General features: G+C 72.6%; 26 protein-coding genes. 12 read left to right on the forward strand and 14 right to left on the reverse strand.

What is annotated here, in order from left to right; genetic code table 11:
• Positions 1 to 145 precede the first annotated feature (145 nt).
• Both ACIBQ8_RS12845 and ACIBQ8_RS12850 read right to left on the reverse strand, forming a co-directional pair.
• Positions 146 to 613, reverse strand: a complete 468-nt coding sequence (locus tag ACIBQ8_RS12845) for an NUDIX domain-containing protein (RefSeq protein WP_397179625.1) — start codon at positions 611 to 613, stop codon at positions 146 to 148.
• Between the two features lie 13 nt (positions 614 to 626).
• The gene (locus ACIBQ8_RS12850; protein ID WP_397179626.1) at positions 627 to 1,382 is read right to left on the reverse strand and encodes an XRE family transcriptional regulator; all 756 of its coding nucleotides are present in this window, start codon (positions 1,380 to 1,382) and stop codon (positions 627 to 629) included.
• 423 nt (positions 1,383 to 1,805) lie between these two features.
• On the opposite strand from ACIBQ8_RS12850, the gene ACIBQ8_RS12855 reads away from it, so the two are divergent.
• Complete coding sequence (locus ACIBQ8_RS12855; protein WP_397179627.1) at positions 1,806 to 2,018, forward strand: hypothetical protein; 213 nt, start codon at positions 1,806 to 1,808, stop codon at positions 2,016 to 2,018.
• Positions 2,019 to 2,295: 277 nt separating this feature from the next.
• On the opposite strand, the gene ACIBQ8_RS12860 is transcribed toward ACIBQ8_RS12855, so the two are convergent.
• Both ACIBQ8_RS12860 and ACIBQ8_RS12865 read right to left on the reverse strand, forming a co-directional pair.
• A complete protein-coding gene (locus ACIBQ8_RS12860; protein WP_397179628.1) occupies positions 2,296 to 2,502 on the reverse strand; it encodes a hypothetical protein in 207 nt (68 codons plus the stop codon).
• A gap of 10 nt (positions 2,503 to 2,512) precedes the next feature.
• The gene (locus ACIBQ8_RS12865) at positions 2,513 to 2,869 is read right to left on the reverse strand and encodes a MarR family transcriptional regulator (RefSeq protein ID WP_397191994.1); all 357 of its coding nucleotides are present in this window, start codon (positions 2,867 to 2,869) and stop codon (positions 2,513 to 2,515) included.
• On the opposite strand from ACIBQ8_RS12865, the gene ACIBQ8_RS12870 reads away from it, so the two are divergent.
• From ACIBQ8_RS12870 to ACIBQ8_RS12880, 3 genes are all read left to right on the forward strand, one after another.
• Entirely contained in the window at positions 2,838 to 3,062 is a 225-nt protein-coding gene (locus ACIBQ8_RS12870; protein WP_397192251.1) for an alpha/beta fold hydrolase, read from the forward strand. The genes ACIBQ8_RS12865 and ACIBQ8_RS12870 overlap by 32 nt on opposite strands.
• Positions 3,063 to 3,169: 107 nt before the next feature.
• Positions 3,170 to 4,084 (forward strand): ABC transporter permease, encoded by a 915-nt coding sequence (locus ACIBQ8_RS12875; RefSeq protein ID WP_397179631.1) that lies wholly within the window; start codon positions 3,170 to 3,172, stop codon positions 4,082 to 4,084.
• Positions 4,085 to 4,136: 52 nt separating this feature from the next.
• Positions 4,137 to 4,688: a GNAT family N-acetyltransferase gene (locus ACIBQ8_RS12880; RefSeq protein ID WP_397179632.1), complete on the forward strand. Its 552-nt coding sequence runs from the start codon at positions 4,137 to 4,139 to the stop codon at positions 4,686 to 4,688.
• 30 nt (positions 4,689 to 4,718) lie between these two features.
• Here ACIBQ8_RS12880 and metE read toward each other — a convergent pair whose 3' ends face one another.
• Complete coding sequence (gene metE / locus ACIBQ8_RS12885) at positions 4,719 to 6,878, reverse strand: 5-methyltetrahydropteroyltriglutamate--homocysteine S-methyltransferase (protein ID WP_397191995.1); 2,160 nt, start codon at positions 6,876 to 6,878, stop codon at positions 4,719 to 4,721.
• Positions 6,879 to 6,960: 82 nt separating this feature from the next.
• On the opposite strand from metE, the gene ACIBQ8_RS12890 reads away from it, so the two are divergent.
• Entirely contained in the window at positions 6,961 to 7,800 is an 840-nt protein-coding gene (locus ACIBQ8_RS12890) for a LysR family transcriptional regulator (RefSeq protein ID WP_397192238.1), read from the forward strand.
• A 5-nt stretch (positions 7,801 to 7,805) separates the two neighbouring features.
• On the opposite strand, the gene ACIBQ8_RS12895 is transcribed toward ACIBQ8_RS12890, so the two are convergent.
• Complete coding sequence (locus ACIBQ8_RS12895; protein WP_397179634.1) at positions 7,806 to 8,486, reverse strand: DNA alkylation repair protein; 681 nt, start codon at positions 8,484 to 8,486, stop codon at positions 7,806 to 7,808.
• Positions 8,483 to 9,154: a TetR/AcrR family transcriptional regulator gene (locus tag ACIBQ8_RS12900; protein ID WP_397179635.1), complete on the reverse strand. Its 672-nt coding sequence runs from the start codon at positions 9,152 to 9,154 to the stop codon at positions 8,483 to 8,485. Before ACIBQ8_RS12900 ends, ACIBQ8_RS12895 begins: the two co-directional genes overlap by 4 nt.
• A 98-nt stretch (positions 9,155 to 9,252) precedes the next feature.
• On the opposite strand from ACIBQ8_RS12900, the gene ACIBQ8_RS12905 reads away from it, so the two are divergent.
• The 3 genes from ACIBQ8_RS12905 (at position 9,253) to ACIBQ8_RS12915 (ending at position 12,679) form a co-directional block, all read left to right on the forward strand.
• Positions 9,253 to 10,407 (forward strand): acetyl-CoA C-acetyltransferase, encoded by a 1,155-nt coding sequence (locus ACIBQ8_RS12905; RefSeq protein WP_397179636.1) that lies wholly within the window; start codon positions 9,253 to 9,255, stop codon positions 10,405 to 10,407.
• 123 nt (positions 10,408 to 10,530) lie between these two features.
• Entirely contained in the window at positions 10,531 to 12,009 is a 1,479-nt protein-coding gene (locus ACIBQ8_RS12910) for a glycoside hydrolase family 3 protein (RefSeq protein WP_397179637.1), read from the forward strand.
• Between the two features lie 4 nt (positions 12,010 to 12,013).
• On the forward strand, positions 12,014 to 12,679 hold the full coding sequence (locus ACIBQ8_RS12915; RefSeq protein ID WP_364340348.1) for a pentapeptide repeat-containing protein: 666 nt from the start codon (positions 12,014 to 12,016) through the stop codon (positions 12,677 to 12,679).
• 52 nt (positions 12,680 to 12,731) lie between these two features.
• On the opposite strand, the gene ACIBQ8_RS12920 is transcribed toward ACIBQ8_RS12915, so the two are convergent.
• The 4 genes from ACIBQ8_RS12920 to ACIBQ8_RS12935 are packed head-to-tail and all read right to left on the reverse strand — an operon-like array spanning position 12,732 to position 15,973.
• A complete protein-coding gene (locus ACIBQ8_RS12920; protein WP_397179639.1) occupies positions 12,732 to 13,754 on the reverse strand; it encodes an NAD(P)H-dependent flavin oxidoreductase in 1,023 nt (340 codons plus the stop codon).
• Positions 13,751 to 14,485 carry a CoA-transferase subunit beta gene (locus ACIBQ8_RS12925; protein WP_397179640.1) on the reverse strand — a complete coding sequence of 245 codons (735 nt, stop codon included), beginning with the start codon at positions 14,483 to 14,485 and terminating at the stop codon, positions 13,751 to 13,753. Before ACIBQ8_RS12925 ends, ACIBQ8_RS12920 begins: the two co-directional genes overlap by 4 nt.
• Positions 14,472 to 15,248 carry a CoA transferase subunit A gene (locus ACIBQ8_RS12930; protein WP_397191996.1) on the reverse strand — a complete coding sequence of 259 codons (777 nt, stop codon included), beginning with the start codon at positions 15,246 to 15,248 and terminating at the stop codon, positions 14,472 to 14,474. Before ACIBQ8_RS12930 ends, ACIBQ8_RS12925 begins: the two co-directional genes overlap by 14 nt.
• On the reverse strand, positions 15,245 to 15,973 hold the full coding sequence (locus ACIBQ8_RS12935) for an enoyl-CoA hydratase family protein (protein ID WP_397179642.1): 729 nt from the start codon (positions 15,971 to 15,973) through the stop codon (positions 15,245 to 15,247). The genes ACIBQ8_RS12930 and ACIBQ8_RS12935 overlap by 4 nt, the downstream gene beginning before the upstream one ends.
• Positions 15,974 to 16,019: 46 nt before the next feature.
• Here ACIBQ8_RS12935 and ACIBQ8_RS12940 point away from each other — a divergent pair, with 46 nt between their 5' ends.
• Both ACIBQ8_RS12940 and ACIBQ8_RS12945 read left to right on the forward strand, forming a co-directional pair.
• Positions 16,020 to 16,748: an SDR family oxidoreductase gene (locus ACIBQ8_RS12940; RefSeq protein WP_397191997.1), complete on the forward strand. Its 729-nt coding sequence runs from the start codon at positions 16,020 to 16,022 to the stop codon at positions 16,746 to 16,748.
• A gap of 9 nt (positions 16,749 to 16,757) precedes the next feature.
• Complete coding sequence (locus ACIBQ8_RS12945) at positions 16,758 to 17,687, forward strand: SDR family oxidoreductase (protein ID WP_397179644.1); 930 nt, start codon at positions 16,758 to 16,760, stop codon at positions 17,685 to 17,687.
• Between the two features lie 10 nt (positions 17,688 to 17,697).
• On the opposite strand, the gene ACIBQ8_RS12950 is transcribed toward ACIBQ8_RS12945, so the two are convergent.
• Genes ACIBQ8_RS12950 through ACIBQ8_RS12960 form a run of 3 tightly spaced genes read right to left on the reverse strand, consistent with a single transcriptional unit; the run spans position 17,698 to position 19,949 of the window.
• Positions 17,698 to 18,765 carry a hypothetical protein gene (locus ACIBQ8_RS12950; protein WP_397191998.1) on the reverse strand — a complete coding sequence of 356 codons (1,068 nt, stop codon included), beginning with the start codon at positions 18,763 to 18,765 and terminating at the stop codon, positions 17,698 to 17,700.
• Positions 18,762 to 19,250 carry a SigE family RNA polymerase sigma factor gene (locus ACIBQ8_RS12955; RefSeq protein ID WP_397179646.1) on the reverse strand — a complete coding sequence of 163 codons (489 nt, stop codon included), beginning with the start codon at positions 19,248 to 19,250 and terminating at the stop codon, positions 18,762 to 18,764. Before ACIBQ8_RS12955 ends, ACIBQ8_RS12950 begins: the two co-directional genes overlap by 4 nt.
• A 45-nt stretch (positions 19,251 to 19,295) precedes the next feature.
• Complete coding sequence (locus tag ACIBQ8_RS12960; RefSeq protein WP_397191999.1) at positions 19,296 to 19,949, reverse strand: NIPSNAP family protein; 654 nt, start codon at positions 19,947 to 19,949, stop codon at positions 19,296 to 19,298.
• Between the two features lie 215 nt (positions 19,950 to 20,164).
• Between ACIBQ8_RS12960 and ACIBQ8_RS12965 the strand changes: the two genes are divergently transcribed.
• A complete protein-coding gene (locus ACIBQ8_RS12965) occupies positions 20,165 to 20,422 on the forward strand; it encodes a hypothetical protein (RefSeq protein ID WP_358298478.1) in 258 nt (85 codons plus the stop codon).
• 32 nt (positions 20,423 to 20,454) lie between these two features.
• Entirely contained in the window at positions 20,455 to 20,712 is a 258-nt protein-coding gene (locus ACIBQ8_RS12970) for a hypothetical protein (protein ID WP_358298476.1), read from the forward strand.
• The last annotated feature ends 71 nt before the right edge of the window (positions 20,713 to 20,783 follow it).

A 20,783-nucleotide genomic window follows, 5' to 3' on the forward strand; every position in this document is an offset into this window, starting at 1 on the left:
CGCTATGGTGCGGCCAGGCCGCGACCGGCTGCCGGGTCGCCCGGCTGGGCCCTACCGGAGGCCCAGCGCAACCGCCATGGCGCGGCCTTGGGCGGCGCGGACTTCGTTCCGCTCCCACGAGAGCCCGGTGACAGCGGGATCCTGATCAATCGACGTGCGGATGCCTCTGCCCCAGGTAGTCGTTGAGCTGTCGCCACTGGGTCGGATGGATGTCGAGCGTGTGCAGCTCGCCCGGCTCGACCCAGCGCACGTCGCTCGCCTCGTCGTTGGCCTCCGGACGGCCGCCGACCGGGCGGGCGATCAGCATCACCTCGTACTCCTGGCGGACCTCGCCGTCGGTGTAGGCCACGATGTGGGCCGGGTCGGAGTAGACGCCGAGGAGGCCGGTGGGCTCGACGCGGACGCCCGTCTCCTCTTCCGTCTCCCGTACCGCGCACTGCGAAGGCGTCTCGCCGATCTCCATCTTGCCCATCGGCAGCGCCCACTGGCCAGTGTCGCGCCGGCGCTGCATGAGGATGCGTCCGGCGTCGTCCACGGTCACCGTTCCGCAGGCCGGCACCAGGCTGTTCGCCTTCGGGGCGTCAGGGTCGTTCCAGTACTCGATTCGTCCCATGGGGCACGCCTCCTCAGACTTCCGCGCCGGACCACGGAACGGCTCCGGCCCAGACTCGCTCGAACGATGACATGTAGTGCTCGGCCATCGTCCCCCCGTCGAGACGATGGAAGTGGAAGGTCGGGTTGGCGGAGGCTGGTTCGCCGTACGCGTGCGGGTTGACCAGGATGTCGTCGTCGTAGCGGAACAGCGAGGCGTACAGAGTGGTCGCGTGCAGCCGGATCTCACAGCCATCCAGGTCCGGCAGCGTCCGGTAGTAGGTCAAGGATGAGCGGATCTTGGCCGCTAGCGTGCCGCTCAGCCCTTCCTCGCGATCTCGCGTCTCCACCGACTGCGCGTCGGGATCGCCGAAGCACAATCTGATCGCGACACCGCGCTGTGCGAGCTCGGTGAGCAATCGGGCGATCTTGGGTTGCGTCTGGGCGTAGAAGGTTCCTGAGAAGACGAGAACGTCCACCTGCTGCTGAGCATCGGTGAGAAGCCGTAGCCAGAGCTCACGAGGCACGCTGGCACGGTCGGGAAAGACCTCCACGAGCTCTGACCGGTTCGCCCTGCCCCGGCGAGCCCCGCTGCCTTCCAGCACATCGGGCCACAGATACGTCTCGTCGGCGGTCAGCAGTTTCGCCGCCGCCCACCTGTGCCGACGATGCGGAACACGGCCGGTGTTGATCCAGCGTTCGACTGTCTTGGGTTCGACGCCGCAGGTCTCGGCCAGGTCCTCCAGGGCCACACCATGACGGAGCATCGCTGTGCGTAGGCGCTCGTTCACGAATCCAGTGGACGCGACCGGCCGGGGACGTTTCAAGGCCGTCCAGGGACGTTTCCCGGTGCCTCGACACGTCCTGGCGATGGGCTGCGGCGAGGTTGGAAGGTCCCGTGCTCCTGGCTTCACTTGGCGTACCGGGACCGAAGTCACTGGAGGCAGGTGGATGAACCCACAACCCGCACGATCGCGCCCGCGGGTCATGCTGTCGCTGGACGCGGCGGAGCAGCTGCAGCGGAAGTCGAGGCATCTGCACGTGCCCGGTGACGTACATGACGGCTACGGGATGGCGCTCGTCTCCGTTCCGGGCGGTCTCGTCGTCTGGTGTCGCCACGAGGGGTTCTGGTGGCGTACGGGCTGGGGGCCGGACCGCAAGCGTGCCCTCCACGCCTGGCACCCACTTCCGGCCCCGGGAAGGGCGGCGCGGCCATGAGCCTGACCGTGCAGCAGGTTCTTGGCAGGTTTCCCGGGTGGCGGATCATGGACGTGACGGGCGGCTGGGTCGCGTTCCGCGTCCCCCTCGTGTCCGCTGACAGCGGGCTCTCCAACGTCCGCTGCGGGGCGACCCTGGCGGAACTGGCCGAGAACCTCCAGGCCGAGAGCAGGCTGCACAAGTCGCGCTCACCTACGACGAGCAACTGATCGGACGGAGGGTGACCGGGCACGCCGTCCCTGTCCCGCCGCCCCGAAGCAGTCGTTCTTCAGCGGTAACGGTGCTGCTGGCGGCGGTTCTCAGAGTCTTTCCGGCAGGAGGAGCAGCGAATGGGTGTGGTGCGGGCGCACCACCGTGAAGTGTCGGCGATCGAGCGTGGCCACCTCTGGAGTGTTGAGCCGTTCGGCGATCGCTATGACGGAGGCGTCGACCGCGCCCAGAGGCAGGTTCGACCAGCGGCGACCAACGGGCCTGTGTCAAGGACGATCACAAGGGAGGATTGTCCTCCGCCCGCAGGATCTCCTCGGCGCGTTCCGCGAAATCCGGCTCCGCCTCGAGCATTCCGATGAACGGCAAGTCCCGCACCGCCTGCTGCTCGTCGAGCTGATCCCGGACCAGACGGAGCAGAGGCGCGACCTCATCCTCGGGCAGCCGGTCCACCAGGTGATGAAGTTCGTCGCGCATCGCGCTCATGCCATCCAGGCTACGAGACGTGAGCGCCCTGAGCCTGGGACACCACTGTCCTGGCAGGGGAAGGCCGTCCCGCCGAGCTCTGGGTGACGGCCTGGTGGACGTCGTTGAGGAAGCGTTCGATCGTGGCCTGTTCCGTGGTGTCGTACCCCTCCATGAGCTGGACGATCTCCTGGATGAGCGGGCCGAAGAAGCTCCAGCCGAGCGTGCCGGCGCTCTCGTCGACCTTCAGCAGCACACGGCGCCGGTCCCGGGTGTCGCGTTCCCGGCGGACGTGGCCGAGCCTTTCCAGACGATCCACCACCGCCGTGGTGCCCGCGGAGTTCAGGCCGAGGTGCGTGGGCCCAGGCTCGCTGCGGGCGCTCACCACGCCGGCCCTCGTGCTCGTCGCCGGGTGCGGCAAGGCGCACTCGCCGCACCGCGTCGCGTCGGCCGCCGCCCGCCTGCTGCCGGGCGCGCGGACCGCGGTGCTGCCGCGCCTGTCCCATCACGCGATGCCGTGGCACGAGCCCGCCGACCTCAACGCCCGCGTCGCCGGCTTCCTCGACGGACGAGCCACCTGACCGGCTGAGCCGCGCCCTTCCGGAGGCGCGCGGGCACGCCCATCTCGCCGTTCCGGAACCTAGACTCCTGGGCATTCCGCGACGCAGCAGGCCGTGAGGAGACTCCCATGCCATCCGCGCCCGAACAGGAATCACTCGCCGCCCTCGCCACCCGTCACGGGCTGCGGCGATCCATGGCCCGCCCGGACATGCACGTCTACCTGCGCCGATTATGGGAACGCCGGCACTTCGTCCTGGTGTACGCGACCTCGCGCACCGCCTCGAAATACTCCGCCTCCGCGCTCGGGCAACTGTGGCAGGTGCTGACGCCGCTGCTGAACGCCGGCATCTACTGGGTCATGTTCGGCCTCGTCCTGGGCGGACACGACCACATCGACAACTATGCGGCGTTCCTCGTCACGGGGATGTTCGTCTTCACCTACAGCCAGCGGTCGGCCTCGGCGGGGGCGAAGTCCGTCTCGGGGAACCTCTCGCTCATCCGCGCCCTGCACTTCCCGCGCGCCGCGCTGCCCCTGGCCTACACCCTTCAGGAACTGCGGCAGGCGGCCGTCTCCATGGGCGTGCTGCTCGTCCTCGTGGTGGTCATGGGGGAGTTCCCCACCTGGTTCTGGCTGCTGGTCCCGGTCGCCCTGCTCCTGCAGACGATGTTCAACATCGGGCTGAGCCTGGTCCTGGCGCGGTTGGGGGCCTCGCTGCGCGACGTGAACCAGCTCCTGCCGTTCGTCCTGCGGACCTGGCTGTACGCCTCCGGGGTCTTCTTCTCCATCCAGTACAAGATCGTGGGATATCCGGACCCGGTCACCGGCAAGCCGGTCGGCGGCGTCGGGCTGCCGCAGTGGGTGGCCGACGTCATGTATCTCAACCCCGCCGCCTCCACCATCGAGTTCATGCGCGACATCCTGATCCACGCGGCCGGCCCTCGCCCGCTCGTCTGGCTGAGCTGCTTGTTCTGGGCGGTCGCCGGGCTGACCCTCGGGCTCTGGTATTTCTGGCGGGCCGAGGACAGGTACGGGCGCGGGTGAGGGCCGGAAAAGGGTTCGCGCGCGGGGGGCGTGCTCTGGTTTGCTCCCCTTCATGACGTCTGCGTGGGTCGGCGAGCGCGTGCGCCTGAGGGCCATCGAACCGGAGGACTGGGCGGCGTTCCTCGCCTTCGAGGAGGACACCGACGCGGCCAGGAACGGCTGGCGGGTTCATCCGCCCCGCTCGGCCGCCGAGGCGCAGAAGTGGGCCAAGGAACTGGCCGAGCAGGAGTCCGACATGGACGAGCTGCGCCTGGTGATCGCCGACGCCGGCGACAACCGGCCGGTCGGCATGATCAACACGCACGAGGTCGAGCGGGTGCACGGCACGTTCTGCTACGGCATCTCCATCGGCACGCCCCACCACCGCAAGGGCTACGCCGGCGAGGCGATCGTGCTGCTGCTGCGCTACATGTTCGCCGAGCGCCGCTTCCAGAAGGCCGAGGCGTGGGTCTACAGCTCCAACGACCCGTCGCTGGCCCTGCACCGGCGGCTCGGCTTCGTCGAGGAGGGCCGCCGGCGCAGGAGCCGCTTCGCCGCCGGACGCTACGACGACGGGATCCTGTTCGGGATGACGGTCGAGGAGTTCGCCGAGCTCCACGGCTGACGCTCGGCCGGTCGAGGGGCTCGCCGGGCTCTACGGCGCAAGCTCGGCCCGCAGCCGCCGGGTGGCCTCGACGACGTGCGCCAGCGAGGCCTCCACCTGCTCGTACGTCCGCGTCTTCAGCCCGCAGTCGGGGTTGACCCAGACCCGCTCGGCCGGCAGCGCCGCCAGCGTCCTGCGCAGCAGGCCCTCGACCTCGTCCGCGCCGGGCACGCGCGGGGAGTGGATGTCGTACACGCCGGGGCCGAGGCCGCGGCCGAACGCGCGCACCGCGCCCAGGATGCGCGCCCCCGAGCGGGCCGACTCGATCGTGGTGACGTCGGCGTCCAGGCCGTCGATGGCGGCCAGGATCTGGTCGGCGTCCGAATAGCACAGGTGGGTGTGGATCTGGGTGCGGTCGGCCGCGCCCGAGGTGGCCCGCCGGTACGCCGCCACCGCCCACTCCAGGTAGTCGGCCTGCGCGGCCCGCCGCAGCGGCAGCAGCTCGCGCAGGGCGGGCTCGTCCACCTGGATGATCGACACCCCGGCCGCCTCCAGGTCGCGCACCTCCTCGCGCACCGCGTCGGCCACCTGGAACACCACGTCCCGCAGCGGCAGGTCGTCGCGGACGAACGACCAGGCCACGATCGTCACCGGCCCGGTGAGCATGCCCTTGACCGGCTTGGCGGTGAGCGACTGCGCGTAGGAGGCCCAGCGCACGGTGATGGGCCCGGGACGGCCGACGTCGCCGTGCAGGATCGGCGGCCGGGTGCAGCGCGACCCGTACGACTGGACCCAGCCGTTCCTGGTGACCGCGAACCCGTCCAGGTGCTCGGCGAAGTACTGCACCATGTCGTTGCGCTCGGGCTCGCCGTGCACGAGCACGTCCAGGCCGAGGCGTTCCTGCACCCTGACGACGCGCTCGATCTCGGCCTCGACCCGCCGCTCGTAGTCCTCCTCCGGCAGCGTGCCGGCCACCACGGCCGCCCGCGCCGCGCGCAGCTCGCCGGTCTGGGGGAACGAGCCGATGGTGGTGATCGGCAGCACGGGCAGGCCCAGGTGGGCGGCCTGGGCGGCGGCCCGGACCGCGTACGGCGCCCGCTCCTCCGGCGCGGCCGGCGCGGTCAGCGGCGCCGAGGGCCCGGCCGGGACCGGCCCCCCGAAGTCCGGCCCCCCGGCGACGGCGAGGGCCAGCGCCACCACCTCGGCCACCTTCTGCTCGGCGAACGCCAGCCGTTCCCGCAGCGCCGGATCGAGGTCGGGCTCGGCGTCCACGTCGTAGGGCACGTGCAGCAGCGAGCAGGACGTGCTCACCGTCACCCGGTCCGCGCGCACGCCGCCGAGTGCGGCCAGGGCGCGTTCCGGCGAGGTGCGCCACACGTCGCGGCCCGAGACCACGCCCGCGACCACGGTCTTGCCCGGCAGGTCGGGCACGGCGCCGCCGCGCACCAGGTCCACGCCGATCGCCTCGACGGGCGTGCCGGCCAGCACCGGCAGCGCGGGCCCGAGGTCGCCGAAGTAGGAGGCCACGAACAGCCCCGGGCGGACGGCCGCCGACCCCAGCCGGTCGTAGGCGAGCCGCACGGCCGCCAGCTCCTCGGGCGTGCGGTCGCCGGTCAGCGCCGGCTCGTCGAGCTGCACCCACTCGACGCCCTCGGCGGCCAGCGCCGCGAGCAGCTCCTCGTAGCAGCCGAGCACGTCCTCCAGCCGCTCGGGCGCCCCGGCCAGCAGCAGGAACGTCACCGGCCCGACCACGACGGGCCGCGTCTCGTGGCCGAGCGCGCGGGCCTCGCGCACCTCGGCCAGCGGCTTGGCGGCGTCCAGCTTGAAGACGGTCTCCGGGCCGATCTCCGGCACGATGTAGTGGTAGTTGGTGTCGAACCACTTCGTCATCCGCAGCGGCGCCAGCCCCTCGGTGCCCCTGGCCATCGCGAAGTAGGGGTCCTCGGCCGCGCGGTAGCGCTCGGGCACCGCGCCCAGCAGCACCGCCGTGTCCAGCACGTGGTCGTACAGGGAGAAGGTGTTGGACGGCAGCCCTTCCAGGCCCAGCTCGGCCAGCCGCCGCCAGGTCCGCTCCCGGATCTGCGCGCCCGTCCGCTCCAGCTCCGCGCGGCCGGACCGCCCGTCCCAGTACGACTCCAGGGCCCGCTTCAGCTCCCGTCGCGGCCCGATCCTCGGGTACCCGAGCACCGTGGACGTGGGGAATGGCGACATCTCAGCTCCTCGATCACGTCGGTCAGATGCCGGAATCGTGTCCGGCGGGACCGAGGTGGTGCATCATCGATAAGTGCTGCTTATGCTCAAGGAGATCCACTGCTTCCTCCTGGTCGCCGAGCGGCTCGGCTTCTCGGCCGCCGCCGCCGACCTGGGCATGTCGCAGCCCGCCGTGAGCCAGGCCATCACCCGGCTCGAACGCGCCGCCGGGGTGAGGCTCTTCGAGCGCAACGCCCGCGAGGTGCGGCTGACGGCCGAGGGCAAGGGCCTGCTGCCGTACGCCCGGCAGGTGCTCGAATCGGCCCAGGCGTTCACCGCGGAAGCCGCCAGACTGGCCCGGCCGACGATTCACCTGGCTTATCCACCGCTGGTGGGCACGCTCGCCGCGCGCATCGCCAGACGGCTGGCCGGCCGCGCCCCGGCGATCGGCGTGGAACTCGTCGTGGCCGGACGGGGCGCCGCGGCCCAGGCGCTGGGCAGCGGGGAGGTCTCGGCCGCGATCCTGTCCACACCGGCCCCCGCGCAGTTCGTCACGGCGGCCCGATTCCACGTGACCGTGGACCATCTGGCCGTCCCGCTCGGGCACCGGCTGGCCGGGTACGGCAGGGTCACGCCCGACGACCTGGGCGGGCAGGTGCTGCTGACGCCGGGGAGCCGGCCGTGGGCGGGGCTGCCGGGGCGTGCGCGGATGGTGGCCGACGACGACTTCGCCGCCGCGCTCGACCTGGTGGCCGCCGGGGCGGGGCTGCTGCCGATCCCGCAGCTCCTGGTCAGGTCCGTGCGGCGGGACGACGTGCGGTTCGTGCCGCTGGAGGCGGGGGAGCTGCGCATCACCTACGCGCTGGCCTGGGCGCGGGAGCGGGTGACGCCGGAGCTGATGGCGCTGGTGCAGGCGGTGCAGGACGCGCTCTGGACCAGGTGAGGCGGTCAACTCAAAGGCAGGTTCTTCAGGGCCTCGCGGCGGCTCAGGCCGGAGATGCCCTTGGCGCGGACGTATCGGATGACTTCGTCGGGGTTGGTCTTGGCGTACTCGCGTAAGGACCAGCCGATGGCCTTGCGGGCGAAGAAGTCGGTGTCGGACAGGCTGGGCTCGATGCAGGCGTATAACAGGGCCGTGTCGGTGCGGGACTTGAAGCGGTTCTGGCACAGGATCGCCGTGCGGCGCTTCCACAGGTCGGCGTCGGCCGCCCACTCCAGCATGAGCGGGCGCATGGTGTCGGGGAAGGCCGCCAGCAGGTCGCCGACGCGGTGGGTGGCCAGCTCGTCGACCAGGTCCCACCAGGCGCCGGTGACGATCATCTCCTCGTACATCGGCACGGTGTAGAGGGTCTGGAAGTCGCGGTAGTAGTGGTGGCCGGTCAGCTCGACGGCGGCGTAACGCTCCTCGCGGTACTCGGCCTCCCGCCACAGCGAGAGCACCGCGCGCCGCCACTCGGGCGCGGAGTCGATGCGGTGGCGGGCGAACACCCGCCGCAGCGCCGCCCGCCTCGGCGTGGCCTGCACGCCGAGGAAGGGCATCTCCGACTTCATGTACGCGCGCATCGGCTCGGCCTTGTCCGGCTCGGCGATCTCCTCAAGGGCCAGCCGCACCGCCTTGCCGAGGCTCATCCCTGACGCTGGGTCGTGCGCTCGCCGGTGGCGAGCCCGTCGAACAGCACCGTGATGTAGTGCTCGGCCAGCGCGGTGGTGTTGAGCCTGCCGCCGGGACGGAACCACCGCACGGCCACCCAGATGGTGTCGCGGATCATCCGGTAGGTCAGCTTGGGGTCGACGTCGGCCCTGAACAGCCCGGCCGCCTGACCGGCCTTGATCTGGGCCACCCAGATCTGCTCGACCTCGTCCTCGGCCTTGACCAGGTAGTTGAAGCGCTCGAACTGGCGCAGGTAGTTCCAGTCGTTCTGCATGACGGTGATCGCGGCGCGGTGGGGCTCCAGGGTGCCGAAGCCGATGCGGACCATCTCCGACAGGACCGTGCGGGCGTCGGCGTTGCTGTCGACGGCGGCGCGGTAGCGGGCGATGAGGTCGTCGAGGAAGGTGGACAGCACCTCGTCGACGATCGTCTCCTTGGAGTCGAAGTGGTGGTAGAGGCTGCCCGACAGGATGCCCGCCTCGTCGGCGATCTCGCGTACGGTCGTGGCCTGGAAGCCCTTGCGCGCGAAGAGCTCCGCGGCGAGTTTGACGAGGTGGTCGCGCCGCTCTGAGGCCGCCCCAGTGGAGGAGGCGCGCTGGCGCTTCGCCGGTGACGTGGTGGTGCCGGAGTTCTTTCGCGTGGTCACGTTTCCCATTATGAGCCCTCAGACAATCGCTTGTTCACACGCCAGGCCCAGCTCGTAGGGCATTATCGCACTTACCAAGCGCTTGTTAGGATGAGGGGATGAATGAGGCTTACATCGTCGCCGCCGTCCGTACCCCCGTCGGGCGCAGGAACGGCGGGCTGGCCGCGGCCCACCCGGCCGACCTCGGCGCGCACGTCCTGCGCGAGCTGATGGACCGCGCGGACGCCGATCCCGCCGCCGTCGAGGACGTGATCTTCGGCTGCGTGGACACGATCGGGCCGCAGGCCGGGGACGTCGCCCGTACCTGCTGGCTGGCCGCCGGGCTGCCCGAGCACGTGCCGGGCGTCACCGTCGACCGCCAGTGCGGCTCCTCCCAGCAGGCCCTGCACTTCGCCGCCCAGGCCGTGCTGTCGGGCACCAGCGACCTGGTGGTGGCGGGCGGCGTGCAGAACATGAGCATGATCCCGATCTCCTCGGCCATGCTGGCGGGCCGGCCGCTCGGGCACGAGACGCCGTTCGCCGGGTCGAAAGGCTGGGCCGCCCGCTACGGCGCGGCGGAGGTCTCCCAGTTCGCCGGCGCCGAGCAGATGGCGGTGGACTGGGACCTGTCGCGCGAGGACATGGAGCGCTTCGCCCATGAGTCCCACCGCCGCGCGCTGCGGGCCGTGGACGAGGGGCGTTTCCGGCGCGAGATCGTCCCTTACGAGGCCGTCGCCGACGACGAGGCGCCCCGCAGGGACACCACGCCGGAGAAGATGGCCGCGCTCCGGCCGCTGGCCGAAGGGGGGCGGCTCACGGCGGCGCTGGCGTCCCAGATCTCCGACGGCGCGGCGGCGCTGCTGGTCGCCTCGCCCCGGGCCGTACGCGACCACGGGCTGACCCCGCGCGCCCGCGTGCACCACCTCTCGGCGCGCGGCGCGGACCCGATCATGATGCTCTCCGCGCCCATCCCCGCCACGGCCCACGCCCTGGGCCGGACCGGCCTGGCCATCGACGACTTCGACGCGATCGAGATCAACGAGGCGTTCGCCTCCGTCGTGCTGGCCTGGCTCAAGGAGACCGGCGCGGACCCCGCCCGGGTGAACCCCAACGGCGGCGCCATCGCGCTCGGCCACCCGCTCGGCGCGACCGGCGCGGTCCTGACCGTGAAACTGCTGCACGAACTCGAACGCACCGGCGGCCGGTACGGCCTGCAGACCATGTGCGAAGGCGGGGGACAGGCGAACGTCACCGTCATCGAACGCCTCGGCTGAAAGGCCGCGCGCGCAACTGAAGTGAGCATTTGCGGCAATGGTTGAACAAGACACGGAAGGCACCGGGCTGACATCAGAAAATGCCTCTAGCAAATAGGAAACTTTCCTATTAGATTTCGGGTCATGCCCCTCAGCGGTGACCTTCTTCGCCTCGCCGACGCCGTTCTCCTCCCTGGTTTCGCGGGACGGACGCCTCCGGACTGGATCCGCCGCCGACTCGGCGAGGGACTGGCCGGCGTGGTGCTGTTCTCCCGCAACATCGCCGACCCCGCGCAGGTCGCCCGGCTCACCGCCGCGCTGCGCGCGGAGAACCCCGCGGTGCTCGTCGGCACCGACGAGGAGTCCGGCGAGGTCACCCGGCTGGAGGTGAGCACCGGCAGCAGCCGTCCCGGCGGGTACGCGCTCGGCGTCGTGGACGACGTCGGCCTCACCGAGGCCCTGGCCAGGGACATGGGCGGCGAACTGGCGGCCGCGGGCATCACGATCGACTTCGCCCCGTCCGCCGACGTCAACTCCAACCCCGACAACCCGGTCATCGGCCTGCGCGCCTTCGGCGCCGACCCCGCGCTCGTCGCCCGGCACACGAGGGCGTTCGTCCGCGGCCTGCAGTCGGCCGGGGTGGCCGCCTGCGCCAAGCACTTCCCCGGCCACGGGGACACCACCGTCGACTCCCACCACGGCGTGCCCGTGGTGGCCGACGCCGGCATCGAGGAGGCGCTCTTCCCCTTCCGGGAGGCGATCAAGGAGGGGGTCAGGTCGATCATGACCGGCCACCTGCTGGTGCCCTCCTACGACGCCGAACTGCCCGCCACGCTCAGCCCCAAGGTCCTCACCGGCCTGCTGCGCGAGGAGCTGGGCTTCCAGGGAATGATCATCACGGACGGCATAGAGATGGCCGCGGTGTCGGGGGCGTACGGGATCGGGGGCGCCTCCGCCCGCGCCATAGCCGCGGGGGCCGACGCGATCTGCGTGGGCGGCGAGCGGGCCGACGAGGCCACCGCCGTCGAGGTCCGCGACGCCATCGCCGCCGCCGTGACCGAAGGACTGCTGCCCGAGGAGCGACTGGCCGACGCCGCACGCAGGGTCCGCGAGCTGGCCGCCTGGACCACCTCCTCGGGCAGCCCCGTACCGGAGGACGGCTACCTCGGGCTCTCCGCCGCCCGCCGGGCCGTCCGCGTCACCCGCAGGTCCACGGCCCCCGTGCTGCCGCTCACCGGGGCGGCGCACGTGGTCGAGCTGACGCCCGAGATGAACCTGGCCATCGACAAGGGCACCCCGTGGGGCGTCGGCGAGCCGCTCGGACGGCTGCTGCCCGGCACCGCCGTCACCCGCCTGGCGGCCGCGGACACCACCGGGGCCAGGCTGGAGCGGCTGATCGGCGAGGCGGCGCAGCGCCCGCTGGTGATCGTGGTCCGCGACGCCCACCGCTACGCCTGGCAGGGCGAGGCGCTGCGGCACCTGCTCAGCGCCCGGCCGGACGCCGTCGTCGTCGAGATGGGCCTGCCCGCCCGCTCCGACCTCGGCGCCGTGCACATCGCCACGTACGGGTCGGCGCGGGTCTGCGGCCAGGCGGCGGCGGAGGTGCTCACCGGTACGCTGTGACACCGTGATCCTCGACGGCGAAGACCTCTCCCACAGCCGCCCCGCCCTCCACGACGACGGGCCGCACGTCTTCCGCGGCTGCGACCTGACCGAGGCCGACCTGTCCGGAGCCGCGCTGGCCGGCGCCCGCTTCGAGTCCTGCGTGCTCGACGGCGCCGACCTGCGCAAGGCCGACCTCGACGGCGCGGTCTTCGCCGGCGGCGGCGGCATGCGCCCGAGGTTCAACGACGCCGACCTGATCGACGCCACGTTCACCGACGTCGACCTGTCCTCGGCCCAGTTCGGCGGCGCCCTGCTCACCGACGCCTCCTTCCAGGGCTGCCGCATGATCGGCGCGGCGCTCACGGCCTCGCGCGGCACCGGCTTCAAGGTCGCGCGGTGCAACCTGACGCTGGCCAACCTCGGCGGCTGCTCGCTGCGCGGCGAGTTCATCGAAGGCGTGCGCTTCGACGACGCCGACCTGTCGGGCTGCGACTTCACCGAGGCCACCTTCAGCGACTGCCGGCTCATCGGCACGCGGCTGCTCAACACCACGTTCGCCAAGGCCGACCTGCGCGGCGCCGACCTCGGGCAGCCCGACGACGCCAAGCTGCGCGCCTTCGCCGGCGCGATCATCAACCAGACCCAGGCCAACGCCATCCTGCTCGCCCGGGGCATCACCGTCCTGTGAGCCGGGCTCCGCGTGGGGTCAGGCTCCGCGTGGGGTCAGGCTCCGCGTGGGGTCAGGCCAGGCGTTTGCGTGCCTCCTCGGCCTCGGCCATCACCCGCCCGATCAGCTCGGCGCACGACGGCAGGTCCTCGATCACGCCCACCACCTGGCCCGAGGCCATCACCCCGAGGTCGGCCCGGCCGTCCACCATCGCCGCGCGCAGCAGCACCGGCGTGTTGGCCGCCTGGAGCACCTGCGCCCAGGTCAGGTCCCGGCCGCGGCGCATCCGCCGTCCTTCGCGGACCAGCGCGCCCCACGACAGGCCGGACAGCCGCCGGAACCGGGCGCCGTTCAGCACCGCGCGCAGCAGCCGCGACCGTTCCAGCGAGGCCACGAACGGGGTGTTGAGCACGCGGTGCGGCACGCCGTCCACCCTGGTCGTCACGACGGTCTCGCGGGCGGCCAGGTAGACGTCCTTGACCGCGCCGGGCACGGGGGACTCGCGGGTCAGCAGGAACCGGGTGCCCATGGCGATCCCGCACGCGCCGTAGGCCAGCGCGGCGACCAGGCCCCGGCCGTCGAAGAAGCCGCCCGCCGCGATCACCGGGATGTCGACCGCGTCCACGACCTGCGGCAGCAGCAGGGTGGTGGCCAGCGGGCCGGTGTGCCCGCCGCCCTCGCCGCCCTGCACGATCACCGCGTCCACGCCCCACGCGGCCACCTTCTCGGCGTGCCGGCGCGCCCCCACCGACGGGATGGTGACGACCCCCGCGTCCTTGAGCCGGGCGATCAGCTCCCGCCGGGGCGCCTGGGCGAACGACGCCACCCGCACGCCCTCCCTGATCATCACCTCGACCCGCTCGGCCGCGTCGTCGGCGTCGGAGCGGATGTTCACCCCGAAGGGGGCCTCGGTGCGCTCCTTGACCCGCCTGATCGCCGCCGTCATCTCGGGCACCGACATGGTGGCGGCGCCGATCACGCCCAGCCCGCCCGCCGCCGAGACGGCCGCGGCCAGCCGGGCGCCCGCGACGTACCCCATGCCGGTCTGGACGACGGGATGACGGCAGCCGGTGAGCTCGGTCAGCGCCGTCCTCACCCGGCCACCTCGCGGTCGCGCGCCCGGCCGGGATCCAGCCGGTCCAGGACGGCCAGCTCGGCCGCGTCCGGCTCCCGCGTCGTGGGCACCTCCGGCGGGACGACCAGGTCGAACCCGGTGGCGGCCAGCACGTCGGCCACGCTCACCCCCGGATGCGTGGAGGCCAGGCGCATCGAGCCGTCGGGCGTGCCGAAGTCGAGCACCGCCAGGTCCGTCACCACCCGCCGCAGCTCGTACGCCCCCCGGTCGGTGCCCAGCCCGCTCACCATGTCCACCTCGGGCACGAACACCCGCCGCGAGTGCCGCGGGATCCAGTAGCTCGTCGGGTCGCACCGCGTGTTCCCCGGCGCGCCGCGCACCCCGAGGAGCTGGGCCTTGGGACGGGCCCAGTCGCCGATGCAGGAGATGTTGCTGTTCCCGTGCCGGTCGATCTGGCTCGCGCCGAGCATCACGTGCCGGCGGCCGTTCAGCACCAGCCACAGGTGCTCCCGGAACGGCAGCCACCCCTCCACCACCCCGGGCGCCGCCCCCAGCGCCGGCACGTCGCCGGTGAGCAGGCAGACGCCGTCGGAGGTGAGCAGGTCCGGCTCGAACGTCAGCCGGGCCAGCCGCGCGGCCAGCACGGTGATCGCGCCGCCGATCCCGGCCGCCAGGATCTCCCCGTCGCCCCGAAACGCCTCCGCGCAGGCCAGCACGCACACGTCAGCCCTGCTCACCTCAGTTCCCCGCATCGGTGCCGCCCTCCACGTAACGCCGCTGCCGCTCCTCGTCGCGCCCGTAGTCCGGCTCGCAGGAGGTGAACCCGGCCCCGCCCGGGGACTCGACCACGCCGGTCACCATCGAGCGGCTGATCAGCAACGACTGCACCGGCCCCTCCTTCAGCAGGTCGGCGGTGTCCACCAGCCGCTCGCAGGAGACGTAGCAGCGTCCGGCCGCCTTGGCGTACAGGTCGTCGAAGTACGGGTCGGGGCCCAGGTACTGGGCGTTCCCGCGGGCGTCGGCCCGGTTCAGGTGCACCAGCGCCACGTCCATGGTCAGGGCGGGCACCGCGACCAGCTCCTCCCCGTCCCCGTACGGTGAGCGCACGGTCCGCAGCTCCGGGTTGACCCGCAGCACGCCGGACCCCAGCCCCGCCCGCGTCGGCAGGAACGGCAGCCGGTGCGCCGCCGCCAGCAGCCCGAACATGAACATGCCCTCGTCGTACTCGGTGAACTCGACCGCGCCCGCCTGCCTGGCCGCCCGGAAGTGCGGTTCGAGGGGGATGGAGTCGAGCGTGACGAACGGCGCAACGACCCTGCGCACCTTGCCCGCCGCGCACAACATGCCGACGTCGGGGCCGCCGTAGGAGACGACCGTCAGATCCCGGACGGACGTGCGCAGCAGGCCGCCCACCAGGGCCATGGGCTTGCGCCGCGAGCCCCAGCCGCCGATCCCGACCGTCATCCCGCTCTCCACCGAGGCCGCGACCTCCTCGACGGACATCACCTTGCTCATCGGAACCGCTCCCTGTGCTCGTCGCCCATGCCCATGAGGTTCAGCTCGAAGGTGAAGCCCTGCTCGAAGCGGTAGCTGCGGCGCACGTCCACCGGGTCGATGCCGTTCAGCGACTCCTTGGCGCGGCGGATGACGTACGGGTCCTTGGCCGCGATCTGCCCGGCCACCTCCATCGCCGCCTCGCGCAGCTTGTCGCGCGGCACCACCTCCAGGACCGACCCGAACGCGTGCAGCTCGGCCGCCGTGACGTTCCGGCACGTGTAGACCATGGCCCGCATGAGGTGCTGGGGCACCAGCCGGGCCAGGTGCGTGGCCGCCCCGAGCGCTCCGCGGTCCACCTCGGGCAGCCCGAAGTAGGCGTCCTCGCTGGCCAGCACCACGTCCGCGTTGCCGGCCAGGCCGACGCCGCCGCCCAGGCAGTGCCCGTGCACGGCGGCGAGCACCGGCACCTCGCACTCGTAGACGGCCGCGAACGCCTCGAAGCACTGCCGGTTCGCCCCGACGAGCGCCGTGTGCCCGGGGTCGGCCCGGATCTCCTTGATGTCCACGCCGGCGTTGAACCCGCGGCCCTCGGCCCGCAGCACCACCACCCTGGTCGCCGGGTCGCGCCCGGCCGCGCGCACCGCCGCCGCCAGGTCGGCCCAGCCCTGGACGGTCAACGCGTTCACCGGCGGCACGTCCACCACGACCTCGGCGACCGGCCCGTCCCGCAGTGTGATCCCCATCGCGCTCCCTGGTCGCACCTAACGCTTGCTTGGTACGGTAGCACCCGTGACGGTCACTTACGACTACACGGGCAGGTCCGTGCTGGTGACGGGCGGCACCCAGGGCATCGGCGCGGGCATCGCCAGGGCTTTCCGCGCGGCCGGCGCCGACGTGACGGTCTGCGCCAGGAAGGACCCCGGCCCCCTGGACGGCCTGCGCTTCGTCCAGGCCGACGTGCGCGTCCCGGCCGACGTCGAACGGCTGGTCGCCGGGTTCGACCGGCTGGACGTGGTGGTCAACAACGCCGGCGGCTCGCCGCCCGCCCCCGTGTCGGGCACCTCGCCGCGCCTGCACGCCCGCGTCATCGAGCTCAACCTGACCGCACCGCTGCTGGTCTCCCAGCGGGCCCACCCGCTGCTGGCCGCCGCCCGCGGGGCGATCGTGATGATCGGCAGCGTCAGCGGCGCCCGTCCCTCGCCCGGCACCGCCGCGTACGGCGCCGCCAAGGCGGGCCTGCACCACCTGGCCCGCTGCCTGGCCGCCGAATGGGCTCCCGAGGTCAGGGTCAACTCGGTCGTGGTCGGCCTGGCCGACACCACGGCGGCCGAGCGGTACACCGGCCAGGGGCGGGCGGACGCCGCCATCCCCGCCGGCCGTCCCGCCACGCCCGCCGACGTGGCCGCGGCGTGCCTGTGGCTGGCCGCCCCCGGCTACGTCACGGGCGCCGAGGTGCGGGTGGACGGCGGCGGCGAGATCCCCGCCTGGCAACACCTGGCTTCTGACGATATTTCCTGATATCTGTGCATGATCCCCTTGGGAGGTCTTGTGGGCATTTGCGCTGGCCGTGTGGTGATCGTGACAGGCGCCGGACGCGGCATCGGCAGGCAGCACGCCCTGGAGTTCGCCCGGCAGGGCGCCCGCGTCGTGGTCAACGACCTCGGCACCGCCCGCGACGGCGGCGGCGCGTCCGCCGGCCCGGCCCACGAGGTCGTCGCCGAGATCGAGGCCCTCGGCGGCCGGGCGGTGGCCAACTGCGACGACGTGTCCGACTGGGCCGGCGCCGCCCGGCTGGTCAAGACCGCCGTCAGCGCGTACGGCCGGCTGGACGTCCTGGTCAACAACGCCGGCTTCCTGCGCGACCGCATGCTGGTCTCGATGACCGAGCAGGACTGGGACGACGTCGTCCGCGTGCACCTCAAAGGCCACTTCCTGCCGCTGCGGCACGCGGCGGCGTACTGGCGGGAGCGGTCGAAGGCGGGCGAGGAGGTGTCCGGCAGGGTGGTCAACACCTCCTCGGGCGCGGGCCTGCTGGGTAGCGTCGGCCAGGCCGGCTACTCGGCGGCCAAGGCCGGGATCGCCGCGCTCACCCAGGTCGCCGCGGCCGAGCTGGCCCGCTACGGCGTCACCGTCAACGCCATCGCGCCGGCCGCCCGCACCCGGATGACCGAGGAGGTGTTCGCGGCGACCATGGCCAGGCCGCGGGACGGGTTCGACCCCATGGACCCGGCGAACGTCGCCCCGCTCGTGGTCTGGCTCGGCTCGGCCGCCTCCGCGCACGTGACGGGCCGGGTCTTCGAGGTCGAGGGCGGCACGATCGCCCTGGCCACCGGCTGGCGGCACGGCCCCGCCGCGGACCGGGGGGCCCGCTGGTCGCCGGAGGAGGTCGGCGCGGCCGTCGCCACGCTCCTGGAGGCCGCGCCCGCCCCCGAGCCCGTCTACGGCGCGGCCCCCTGATCCCCGCCGGCTAGCGGACCACCCCGGGCACGGACGTCTGGCCGTCCCCCCGCAGCGCGAACAGCTCGGTGGCGCGCCCCGAGGTCACGTCCACCGCGTAGACCACGGCGACGGCGCGGGGGTCGTCCGGATAGGCCAGCAACGTCACCTCCCGGGAGGACGTCCAGCCGCCCAGCTTGGCCGGCCGCAGCCCCTCGGCGAGCCCGGACGGCCTGACCCGGCGCTCCGCGCCTCCCGTGACGTCGAAGACGACGATCGTGCCGTCGCGCCGCACCATGGGCTCCCGGTTCCGGTCGAGGGTCGTGCCGATGCGGGCGATCGTGCGACCGTCCGGGGCCAGGGCGCTGAAGTCGTAGGTGTGCTCCGGGACCGTCACCGGGTCGCGGCCGAGCACCCACAACGACGTGGTGTCCCCCTTGGCCCTGGCCAGCACGACCGGGCCCGTCCCGTCCGCCACGCTCACCGGCCACGAGCCCTTCGGCAGGGAGGTCGACGTGCCGCCCGCCACGTCCACGAGCCGGGGCGCGCCCGTCGCGGCCACCACGAACCGCAGGCCGCCGGGGGAGAGCCGCAGCGCGTACTCGCCGGCGAAGTCCTGGCCGTCCTGCTTCAGCGGCGACGTCCACACCTGGCCCCCGGCCAGGTCCCGGACGACGATCGCGTGCTCGCGGGGGCTGTAGTAGGCGATCCGGCGCCCGTCGGCCGTCGCCTCGACCGGCCCGTTCCGCGGCCCGTCGGTCAGCTCGTACGTGGCGCCGTCCCGGGTCACCAGCCGCCACATGCACGCCGGTCCGCCGGTGCGGCACGTCGGCCGGTAGAACTGCTCGACCGGCGCGACCCCCTTGGCGGGCAGCGGAAGGGCGGTGGCGGCCGGCGGGGTGAGCACGATCGGCGGCGCCGGACGCGCCTGCTGCAGCAGCACGGCGCCGCCGCCCCCGATCACGCAGACCGCCGCCGCGACGCTCACGGCCAGGCGGGTCGCGCGCCTGCGCCGGGCGCCCCGGACGGCCCGCGCCCCCAGGTCGACGACCGGCGCGTGCTCGGCCAGCGCGTGCAGGTCCTCGCGCAGCGTCTTCATCGGTACACCTCCGCGGGGGTGAGGGCGCGCAGCTTGGACAGCGCGTAGTGCGTCTGGCTCTTGACCGTGCCGAGCGAGACGCCCATGAGCCGGGCGGTCTCGTGCTCGGTGCGGTCCTCGTAGAAGCGCAGCACGATCACCGCGCGCTGTTTCGGGGTGAGCCGGGCCAGCGCCTGGAGCAGGGTCAGGCGGCGCGCGGTCGCCTCGTCGTGCGCGTGCCCGCCGGTCTCCGGCAGCTCGGCGGCGGGCAGTTCGGGCCGTCTGCGCCGGCGCCAGGAGATGGTCTGGTTCACCAGCGCCCGGCGCGCGTACGCCTCGGGGTTGCCGTCCTCGGCGAGCTTGCCCCAATGCGAGGCGACACGGGTGAGGACCGTCTGCAACAGGTCCTCGGCGAGATGGGGGTCTCCGGTGAGCAGGTACGCGGTCCGCATCAGCGACTGCTGACGGGTGCGTACGAACTCGTGGAACCCCTCGTAGCGGTCCATGTAGGAAATCAACTCCGCCGAGGGCCCGAAAGTTGGAAGAAGTCGTCAGCGCATCGACGACCGGGCGGTGGGACGCAGGCGCAGCCGCACCGGCGGGGCGGTCAGGCGGGCCTCCAGCATGGACAGGTCCGCCTGGCGCTCGTCCTCGGGCCGGGCGAACCGGGTGAACCACACGAACACGTTCTCCCCGGTCCGGACCGGCAGGCGGGGAAAGGTGTTCTCGGCGTGCTCGCTCTCCAGGCAGCCGACCGGCGGCGTCCCGGCCGCGGCCAGCGCGGGCGCGACCTGACCGGCGAAGAATTCGGCGAAGCCCGCCTCGACGTGGCAGATCGTCGCGACGTACAGGGCGGCGGGCGGCTCGGCGGCGCCCGCGGGCGGCCGTTCCCAGGAGGGCAGCTCCGGACCGGACGGGCGCAGCAGCAGCACGTCGTCGGAGTCGATCATCGTGGCGTTGGCGGCGTCGCGGTGCGCCCGCCAGACGGGGCCGTCGTAGAAGCCCTCCAGCGCCGCCCGGCGCGCCCGCATGTCGGGGAAGGCGCGCAGCCAGGTGAAGGTGTCGGGCGCGTCGGGATCGCGGAAGGTGCCCAGGACGCGCATGCCGACCGCCTCCTGCGGCTCGACGAACTCGCGCTCGAACAGCGTGATCAGGGTGTCGCGCCGCCCGGGGTGAAGGGTGTACCGCCGTAGTTCGCAGATCATGGGCGGACGCTAGGGCCTGGTCACTGCCATCTCATGTCAGGGTCGGCGGCGAACAATGTTCTGATCACTCTGTGCTACCGAATGGCAACGCAGAGTTATATAGTCGCATTGACCTTGATCCCAATGGGTCACAGAAGGTCAAAAAGAGGGCGGCGGCTGCCCAGGGCCCTGGCGTCCGCCGCCTCGCAGGGGTCCATACCGGTGAAGGAGCAGAAGTGATCAAAAGGCTGTGCGCCGCAGGTGCCGTGCTGGCCGCGGCCGCCGGCGTCGCCATATCGGCCGTTCCCGCCCACGCTGACACCTGGTCCGACAACTGGAGCAGCAACAGCGACTCGTCGCAGTCGGGCAACAACTTCGGCGACGTCTCCGCGGCCAACCGCGGTGGCTGGGACTCGACCAACGTCAACAACATCAACGGCGTCGCGACGACCGCCACCGACGGCGGCATCGCGGTGACCTACATCTTCTACTGACCTCCGTACAGCTCCGAGGAAGGGACATCGACATGATGAAGAAGCTCTGCGTGACCACCGGCGCCGTCGCCGCGGCCGCCGCCCTGACGCTCCTGTCCGCCCCGGCCCACGCCGACGTCACCGCGGGCAACTCCAGCTCCAACCACGACACCTCCCAGTCGGGCAACAACTTCGGCAACGTCGTGAACGTCAACGTGAGCGGCACCGACGCCACCAGCGTCAACAACGTCAACGGCAACGCCACGACCGCCGACGACGCGGGCCACGCCGGCACCAGCGTCGACTCCTAGCCGGACCCGGGGGCGTCCTCCGGCGCGGAGAGGGCGTCCCCGTGCGGGCCGGGTCGAGACGGCCCGGCCCG

The sequence above is a fragment of the Nonomuraea sp. NPDC049646 genome, assembly GCF_044465525.1.
Lineage (GTDB): Bacteria > Actinomycetota > Actinomycetes > Streptosporangiales > Streptosporangiaceae > Nonomuraea.